This is a genomic window from Pontibacter pamirensis, assembly GCF_010015475.1.
GTDB lineage: Bacteria > Bacteroidota > Bacteroidia > Cytophagales > Hymenobacteraceae > Pontibacter > Pontibacter pamirensis.
The window spans coordinates 24197-31703 of record NZ_SSNI01000054.1 but is presented as its reverse complement, the minus strand read 5'-3'; the positions used below and the strand labels follow the sequence as shown (position 1 = coordinate 31703).

Annotated in this window: 9 protein-coding genes; 4 read left to right on the top strand and 5 right to left on the bottom strand. The window is 37.2% G+C overall.

The genetic code is table 11. From position 1 onward, the window contains the following. Positions 1 to 381 precede the first annotated feature (381 nt). Both E1919_RS24990 and E1919_RS24985 read right to left on the bottom strand, forming a co-directional pair. A complete protein-coding gene (locus tag E1919_RS24990; RefSeq protein ID WP_162056144.1) occupies positions 382 to 912 on the bottom strand; it encodes a DUF421 domain-containing protein in 531 nt (176 codons plus the stop codon). A gap of 290 nt (positions 913 to 1202) precedes the next feature. Continuing rightward, positions 1203 to 2393, bottom strand: coding sequence for a PAS domain-containing sensor histidine kinase (locus tag E1919_RS24985; protein WP_162056143.1), 1191 nt, complete (start codon positions 2391 to 2393; stop codon positions 1203 to 1205). 263 nt (positions 2394 to 2656) lie between these two features. Between E1919_RS24985 and E1919_RS24980 the strand changes: the two genes are divergently transcribed. The 4 genes from E1919_RS24980 (at position 2657) to E1919_RS24965 (ending at position 3729) form a co-directional block, all read left to right on the top strand. Then, the gene (locus E1919_RS24980) at positions 2657 to 2854 is read left to right on the top strand and encodes a hypothetical protein (RefSeq protein ID WP_162056142.1); all 198 of its coding nucleotides are present in this window, start codon (positions 2657 to 2659) and stop codon (positions 2852 to 2854) included. A 143-nt stretch (positions 2855 to 2997) separates the two neighbouring features. Further along, complete coding sequence (locus E1919_RS24975) at positions 2998 to 3135, top strand: hypothetical protein (protein ID WP_162056141.1); 138 nt, start codon at positions 2998 to 3000, stop codon at positions 3133 to 3135. An 86-nt stretch (positions 3136 to 3221) separates the two neighbouring features. Continuing rightward, positions 3222 to 3446 carry a hypothetical protein gene (locus E1919_RS24970; protein ID WP_162056140.1) on the top strand — a complete coding sequence of 75 codons (225 nt, stop codon included), beginning with the start codon at positions 3222 to 3224 and terminating at the stop codon, positions 3444 to 3446. Next, a complete protein-coding gene (locus tag E1919_RS24965; protein WP_162056139.1) occupies positions 3439 to 3729 on the top strand; it encodes a type II toxin-antitoxin system RelE/ParE family toxin in 291 nt (96 codons plus the stop codon). The genes E1919_RS24970 and E1919_RS24965 overlap by 8 nt, the downstream gene beginning before the upstream one ends. A gap of 104 nt (positions 3730 to 3833) precedes the next feature. Here E1919_RS24965 and E1919_RS24960 read toward each other — a convergent pair whose 3' ends face one another. Genes E1919_RS24960 through E1919_RS24950 form a run of 3 tightly spaced genes read right to left on the bottom strand, consistent with a single transcriptional unit; the run spans position 3834 to position 7506 of the window. Continuing rightward, positions 3834 to 5906: an SMC family protein gene (locus tag E1919_RS24960; protein ID WP_162056138.1), complete on the bottom strand. Its 2073-nt coding sequence runs from the start codon at positions 5904 to 5906 to the stop codon at positions 3834 to 3836. Positions 5907 to 5960: 54 nt separating this feature from the next. Beyond that, positions 5961 to 6416: a hypothetical protein gene (locus E1919_RS24955; RefSeq protein ID WP_162056137.1), complete on the bottom strand. Its 456-nt coding sequence runs from the start codon at positions 6414 to 6416 to the stop codon at positions 5961 to 5963. Next, a complete protein-coding gene (locus tag E1919_RS24950) occupies positions 6409 to 7506 on the bottom strand; it encodes a trypsin-like serine protease (RefSeq protein ID WP_162056136.1) in 1098 nt (365 codons plus the stop codon). The genes E1919_RS24955 and E1919_RS24950 overlap by 8 nt, the downstream gene beginning before the upstream one ends. Position 7507 lies beyond the last annotated feature (1 nt).

Below are 7507 nucleotides of genomic sequence, written 5' to 3'. Positions count from 1 at the left end.
TGTTTGTGTGTAGAGCCGTAGTGCTTTTTGGGGTGCTAAACATTGAATAGCGGGTCAGCAGGTAACTAAGCTAAAAGACTGTGGAGTTTAAAAACTATAAAGAAGAGGGAGTTTTGCTGTACAGAAACTTTTATTTTATACAGCGGCTTTAACCTATATAACTGACGTTATAGAACAGTAAAGGCTCCCCGTGATGAGGAGCCTTTACTGCTTATAGCTCATAAGCCCATTTATGTAAAGTAACAGTCTCGGTAAGGAGTAGTTGTGTGGGTTAGCACGAACCTTTACAGGTATATACTAGTTGAAAATTCCGCAGAAATCTTCAGAAGAGGCGGCAATGAGAAATCATTTATAGCCATTGTTAGGCACTGGTCCATTATCTCATAGTTTTTCTCGAACTCCTTCTAATATTATACTATCAACAGATTGCTCATCTGTATCTTTCGATTTATGTAAGACTGAAATGTCTCCCGTGGATTCAAGAACGACAGCTTGAATTTGATTTAATCGTGATACGTTTGCCTCTCGCAGTTTTGCGATCAGCTGTGATTTTTCAATTCTTGCGTGTTTTAGATTTTCTTCAAGTATCTGATTTCCCCTCATCAACAGAAGCGGTTTATTCGAAATTGTAGAACTTAAGGCTGGAAATTTTTTCTGCAATGTTGAAAAAATAAAAGTCAAAAAAAGAAGACTTGCGATTGCAACTGAGCCATGAACAATAGAAGTACCTGAAGTGAGAGTAGAGGATATGATACTACCAATAGCAATTGTAAAGGCAAAATCGTAAACAGTAAACTTTGCGAATGACCTCAAACCTATAATTCTGGTTAATAAAATAATGACTGAGAACATCATTATGCTTCCAATCATGGTTTCCAAGAGCGGGTCACTTTTATCAAATATCCATTCCATAACTTGACTATCAATTGTATTGTGCGTGGCTTGTGCCTAATTATTGGCTAAACGTAATCAGGCAAAAGAATATACCATATACCACAGTCAACATAAAACACTGAAACCGGCAGAGGTCCCCCGCCACAGCAACGCACCAAAAGGAGCGGGTGCGAATCCAGCGCGTGAAGGCTGTTTCACCTATAACAAATCCTATGTAAAATAGAGGGGGTTTCTGAGAAACGCCAGATTTTTACTTCCCTTCTGTAACTCTTACCTTAACTTTTGTGGCTGTTGAGCCGGAACAGCCCTTAGTCTGAATTGAGCTGGATGTAAAAAGTAGTTTTAACGTCTTCATGGCTTTCCACCCATATTTTACCACCTTGCTTCTCGATAATTTGCTTCACGATAAAGAGCCCCAATCCGGTTGTGGGTTCGCCTTGGGTTCCTTTTCTCCTGGCCTGGGTGAATTTGTCAAAGATGGAGGGTACTAACTTAGCTGGAATACCAATACCGTTATCCTGGATTAACATCAGGGCTTTTCCCTCCTCCTGCTTTAGGGTGATGACCACCTTTCCCTCAGGTTTTGAAAATTTTATGGCGTTGGATACCAGGTTCTCTAAAACCCGCCGAAATTTATCTGGATCCACCCATCCATAAACCGGATTATCCGGGGCGTGGACCTCAACCTGTATGTTTTTGTTTTGGGCGTTGAGGGAGGACGAATCCAGAAAAGCTTTGATAAAGGGTTTTAAATTAACTTCTTCCGAAGTGAAGTCAACAGCTTCTACTTCGCCGATGATAATTAAATCATCTATGATGGATAAGGTTTTATCCGAAGTATCAGTAATCATTTTGACAAAGGAAAGCGATTCCTCTTGTGTCTCTTTTTCCTTGGCCGACATTTCCTTCAGGTTCTCTTTCAGAAAGCCTGTGGCCAGCTTGATGTTGAAGAGAGGTGACTTCAGATCATGCGCCACCATGTGCATCATGGTTTCCTGATTTTCATATAGCCTTTTGAGCTCTAATTCCAGGGACTTCCGGTTACTGATATCTTCCACAATGGTATAACCTAAGGAAATGCCCTGGTCCTGGAACAGAATAGAGCTTACCTGGCACCATAGATAAGCGCCATCTTTTTTCCTGATGCTGGTTTCTATTTGAAAAGTGGGAATATTCTCCTCCCAAAGGCTTTTTTGGAGTTCTTTCCAGTGGGGTATAGAATCCGGATGAGCGAAAGTGGTGATTTTAGTGCCGCTCAACTCCTCTGCGGTGTAGCCCAGCATCTGTTGCAGGGCCTCATTTACCTGGTTGATTCTCAAATCGGGGTCGATAATTTTATTGCCCAGCATCGACTGGTTAAAAATGGCTTCGAAACGGCTTAGGCTTTCTTCATACCTGCTTTCTATGGCTTTCTGCTTTTCCAGCTTCGCTTTTGCTTCGGCATTTTCTAAGCGCAGTTGTTTGATTATCTCTTCTAAAGCCGGGTCTTCCTTTTTCATTGGTTTTTACTGCTTTCTGTCTTGATCGATTTGTATTCCATAGGTCTTTTAACTTAGCCTGCTGTATATACGGGAAAAGAGAAGGTGGTTTATATTTAGATAAAGCGCAGCATTTTTATCTGTACACTTTGCCTCATCCTAAGATGCGTTGACTGATCAAGGGTATAATGAAGGTTAATGAAGGTATAACCAAGTTCTTTCATATACCATGTACGTATACAAGGGCTTCACTTGGATTTTAAATTTTAAAGGAGTTGTTATTTATGGCAAACAAACAGGATAAAGCGCCCGCCCGCCGCACAGGCAACCCGGCAGGCGCTGCGGCGGGAGCGGGGCAGCAAAAGCAGTCGGCCAGGCAGGCAAGCAAACTTGAAGAAAGAAAACCGGCAAGCACACCTGAAGAAAGAAAACAGGGGGCAGGCGGGGCGAACTCGGACTTTTTACAGGAGACCCTGTTTTGACGGCTGCTTGGGCGGCATAAATCTCATAACAGGCAACATAAAACAAGCAAGGCTCCTCATGATGAGAGGAGCCTTGCTTGTTTTAACCTAAACTGGCGGCTTTTATTGATCATTTAACTATAGAAAAAGAAGCTAAGCCATATATGTTGGCAGAACTCAAGATATTAGGGATTGACTATTATTCAGTATTCCCCGATTTAGACGGCTTAGGTATGTCAATCAATAACGAATTTTATGAGAAGTTTAATGAAGCTAAGTTCTGGGATGGTTTAGAGCTTTAACTTGTAGGCTAACAAATAGCTGTTTTGGAGCTCGCCAAGAAAGCATCAGTATAAACAAAAGGGAAGAAAAATAGTATATTTGAACCATGAGAACACTCACATTCAACTTCCACAATGAGCAGGAGGAGAAAGTGCTGCTGGCCTTTCTGGACAGCCTGAAGTACGATTACCGACGCGTGGATGAGCCTGAGGATTTCCTTCTTTCCGAAGAGGAGGTGAAAGGGCTGCTGCAGACCAAACGTAACTTTGTGGAAGGCCGAACCACGGCCCGTCCCTGGGAGGACATTAAGCGCGACCTGAGGCGTGCTTAAGGTTCAGCTCCTAGAAAGGGCGGAGCTAGAAGTCAGGGATGCCTACGCCTGGTACGAGACGCAGCAGCCGGGGCTTGGTGATCGGTTTCTCGACATGGTTGATCACTATTTGACCCTGATCGGGTCTAACCCGCACCAGTATCCTGGCAGGTACGGCAACGAGCTCCATGTTGCCCCCATGAAAACATTCCCTTACCTGGTCGTTTATTGGGTCGATGAGGGGCAGGAAACAGTGTTTGTGACCTCTATATTCCACACCAGTCGAAAACCCAAGAAGTTTTAAGTGCCGCCGCAATGTGCATTACGCATCCCCCTTATGCGTCCGAAATAGCACTTCGTTTAGAAAGCCTTCAATTTAACATAATGATACTTATGGGCTATCTTTTCTTAATTATCTAAGTGTTTTATTACCTTATGATGATTATCGAGCCTTATGAGATTGTATGTGCCTTCACCTAAATCCTCAATCAAAACATTTAGATCAATTTTTTCATCATCATTTAGTGGTTTATCGATTGAAGTGAAAATTACAGTTTGCTTTTCAGTAAATCCTGAACATACTTTAAGCAATTCTTTTAAGCTGTTTAGATTTGTCCTATGCTGACCAGGCTCGTCAAACATAACAATCCCAGGATGATTTACACCCCTACTTAATAAAGAAAGAGAATAAGCCCAAATGTTACGTACAAAATCAGAAGCTGAAGAGTTTATTCTAATAGATTGTGGCACATTATCATTTCTATGATTTTTATAAACAGGAAAATATTTAAAAGGCTCTTTTCTATTAATCCAAATTTGATATTTTGCATTACTTTCATAACCAAAGCTAAAAAGTAAATTCTTGTATTCTGATTCGAAATCAGCTAATATATCCTCATCTGCCTGTTCTGACATACCCATATTACTTATTTTAGTATCATTATTATGATATTTTGTAGCCAGCGCTTCTAATTCTGATTTCAATTCTGAAATTGATTCCTTGAACATATTTAGGTTATCAATTTCTCTTTCAAGCTGTAGTTTTTTGACAATCTCTGATTCTGAAAAAGCTCTGTCATCTGATATCAAATCTTTGGAAATAGATTTTATTAAAATTTCCTTTTGACGTAAGCTATTTTTGAAGTATATAAGAAGTACTTCTTTTTCTTTTAATGTTCCATTAAGGCTATTTATAGAGGATTCAATTATCTTCTTTTGGCTTTTAAGAAAATTGGTGTTTTCCTCTAATGTTAGTTGAGGTATCTGTATGTTTCTGGTAGAAATGAGATTTGTAGTCACTTCTTGAGCGCATGTGGGACAATGATTAGTACCACGTTCATTAATGATATTCTCTCTAAAAACTTTTCGTAAGTTAATATGGTCCTTAATCTCAGATTCAACTATAATTAATTGACTATTTAAGCTAACTAATTGTTGTTTATCGATATGTAGTTTCCTTTCAAATTTTTCAACGTAATCTTTTAATTCCGAATATTTTTGTTTTTGTTCATTGAATTCTAAAACAATTTGTTCTCTATTTTCTTTTACCGTTGAAATTGGTTTGTTTTCCAGCTCTTTGGCTTTTTCCTCTTTATCTAATAAAAATTGATTAAAAGAAATTCTTTCTCCTTCAGATGTAGAAAACACAACTGTGATTTTGTCAATTTCTGATTTATCTGTAGTTAACTCTTCTGGAATATTAATGATTGTAGAATTTGTTTGCTTTTCTAGATAGGAAAATGCCTTGATCTTTCTTCTCCAATCTTCTACTATCATGTTCTTCTCTTTACTCAAGACATCTTTCTGAGTAGAAAGTCGGATTTCATTAAGCCCTAGGAGAAATTCAACTATTTTTTCTTTCGCTTTTGTAACACCGAAGAATGGCATAGTTGCAAAAAAGTCAGACCATCCTTTGGTTTGTTCTATAAACAAAGAAGAGAATATAGCTTGTAGATATAATGGGCTGTAGTTATCGGATCGAGAGCTATTACTGACTTGAGGAAGCTCTATTTTAATGAAGCTACTCAGCCAATTGTAAAAGCCATTAGTATCTTCATTGTTTCCTCTGGAATTAACAAAAAATATCTCTTTTAAAATTACCTTATCTTTATCATTCAAAGAATCAAGAGATGCATAATTGACAACTACATTAGATGTTTTTACACTTTCTGAGCTAGGTTTTATGAATCTTTCTAAACAGACAATTTCCTTACTTTCGTTTTCGATTTCCAAAAGAATTTTTGAAGATTTTACTTTATAATTAGTGCCTTCTTCATCTTCTTCATTCAGCTTAATAGTGAATTCCTCTTTAAGTGCTTTGTCCAGAGCTTTTTCATTATGACCACCTAAGAGTTCTTCCATCCCTAAAATGTAATAGATACAGGTATTAATGGTGGTTTTACCTCTTGAATTTGGACCTGCAATGATGTTAAGACCTTTGTCGAACTCAAATTCAAATCCATATAAATCTGTTAAATCCACACTTTTGTCGGATAGAATTTCAGCCCTCAGCTTATTTATCTTAAACATATTGATTTAGATTAATGACCAATTTTTATTTGCAGAATCTAGTCTAGATTTCGGTATTATCCCTAATGCTCTGATTTTCTGTAGTTCATCTTGAAATAGGTCAAACTGATTGATTGAATTAATTATACTGTTACCCTTGTCTGTTATTTTAATTTCAAGGGTTTGGCCTACTATGATGCGTTCAATATATTCATTAATCAAACCTAAAGCTAAGACTTCATCAATCCCATGTTCAAATGTCCATGGGATTAGATTTTTTCTTACTTGATTTGTTAAATCAAGTAAGACCTGATAGTTATAATCATTCCGTAAACTCCAAAAAACAATGTGAATGAGTTCTAGGCTTGCTTTTTTACCGTATCCACAGTATTTTATTATTGCCAATAATAAAACTATCTTATAGTAGCCATTATATCTTATGGATATTGATGTAGGTTTTTGGTCTAGTTTAATATCAATCATTGGTGGTAAAATTTAGTGTACATATTCCAAGCCACTCAATTATTTGATATTCTGACAAGTCCAAATTTGTAAAATCGGGCAAAATATCAAATTCACTTCTTAATTGGTTTTGAAGTTCAACTTTTAAGGTAATTGCTTCACTACTTTCTTTTACACTTCTTGAATAATCATCTTCTACCTGATCTACAAATCGCCTAACTATATTCTTAAATTTTGAATAGAGAAAAGGGTAATCATTTTCTATCGTTCTAACATTATCTTTCATTGCTAGAAATTTCCTTATCTGTTTTGCAGTTACTCGGTTAGCTTTATCTATTTCAGAGTGCAAGACTTGATTTTTTCTATATAGTTTGTCAAAGAAATCACTGTTCTCACTTTTAAATGATTCTATTTCCCTATCTGTTCTCTCTTTTTCTAAATTTTCGTTCCACTTTTTCAAACTTTCAAAATCTGATAGATCTACATATTCTGAAATGTATTTTTCAAGATGATTTATCGAGCAGCAGTCGATATCGTCATTCCAAGCTTTTTCTGTAATTACAGAGTTTAATAACCCTATTAGAAAAGGAGAATTGTGTCGATAAACAAATACGCCGCTTCCAGACAATCCTTTTGCAACATATTGCCCTTCTTCACCAGCCTGGTCAAATGTTTCTCCCAATATGGTAATTCTAAACCGCGCTTGGTCCTCACTTACAGATAGAATCTTACCGTTGAAAGGCCTGAATTGATCTACATTTATACCTTGATAACCACAGAACTTTATTTCATTTTCAGTTAAAACACCTCTACCTAACTTATATTGGTAAAGGACTTTTTGCTCATCATCAAAATCTATTTCAATAAGTGCAAAGTCCCAATCAATATTGAACTCCACGATCTTCACACAAGTGATTCCATTAAAATCAGAGGCATAATCATTTTGTTTCTCTATTGTAATATCACTAACTTTTGGAACGGTATCGCCTAAACAATGTGCCGCTGTTAAGACATAAAACGTTTCTTTACCAGGTAAAAGCACTCCACTCCCTGTTTGTCCATTACTCTTAACCCGAACACAATATTTTTCAATTTGATTATGTGTTGTCATA

Coding starts and splice junctions, on each gene's coding strand:
- E1919_RS24990 (WP_162056144.1), bottom strand. CDS start 912: ATGGAATGGATATTTGATAAAAGTGACCCGCTCTTGGAAACCATGATT.
- E1919_RS24985 (WP_162056143.1), bottom strand. CDS start 2,393: ATGAAAAAGGAAGACCCGGCTTTAGAAGAGATAATCAAACAACTGCGC.
- E1919_RS24980 (WP_162056142.1), top strand. CDS start 2,657: ATGGCAAACAAACAGGATAAAGCGCCCGCCCGCCGCACAGGCAACCCG.
- E1919_RS24975 (WP_162056141.1), top strand. CDS start 2,998: ATGTTGGCAGAACTCAAGATATTAGGGATTGACTATTATTCAGTATTC.
- E1919_RS24970 (WP_162056140.1), top strand. CDS start 3,222: ATGAGAACACTCACATTCAACTTCCACAATGAGCAGGAGGAGAAAGTG.
- E1919_RS24955 (WP_162056137.1), bottom strand. CDS start 6,416: ATGATTGATATTAAACTAGACCAAAAACCTACATCAATATCCATAAGA.
- E1919_RS24950 (WP_162056136.1), bottom strand. CDS start 7,506: ATGACAACACATAATCAAATTGAAAAATATTGTGTTCGGGTTAAGAGT.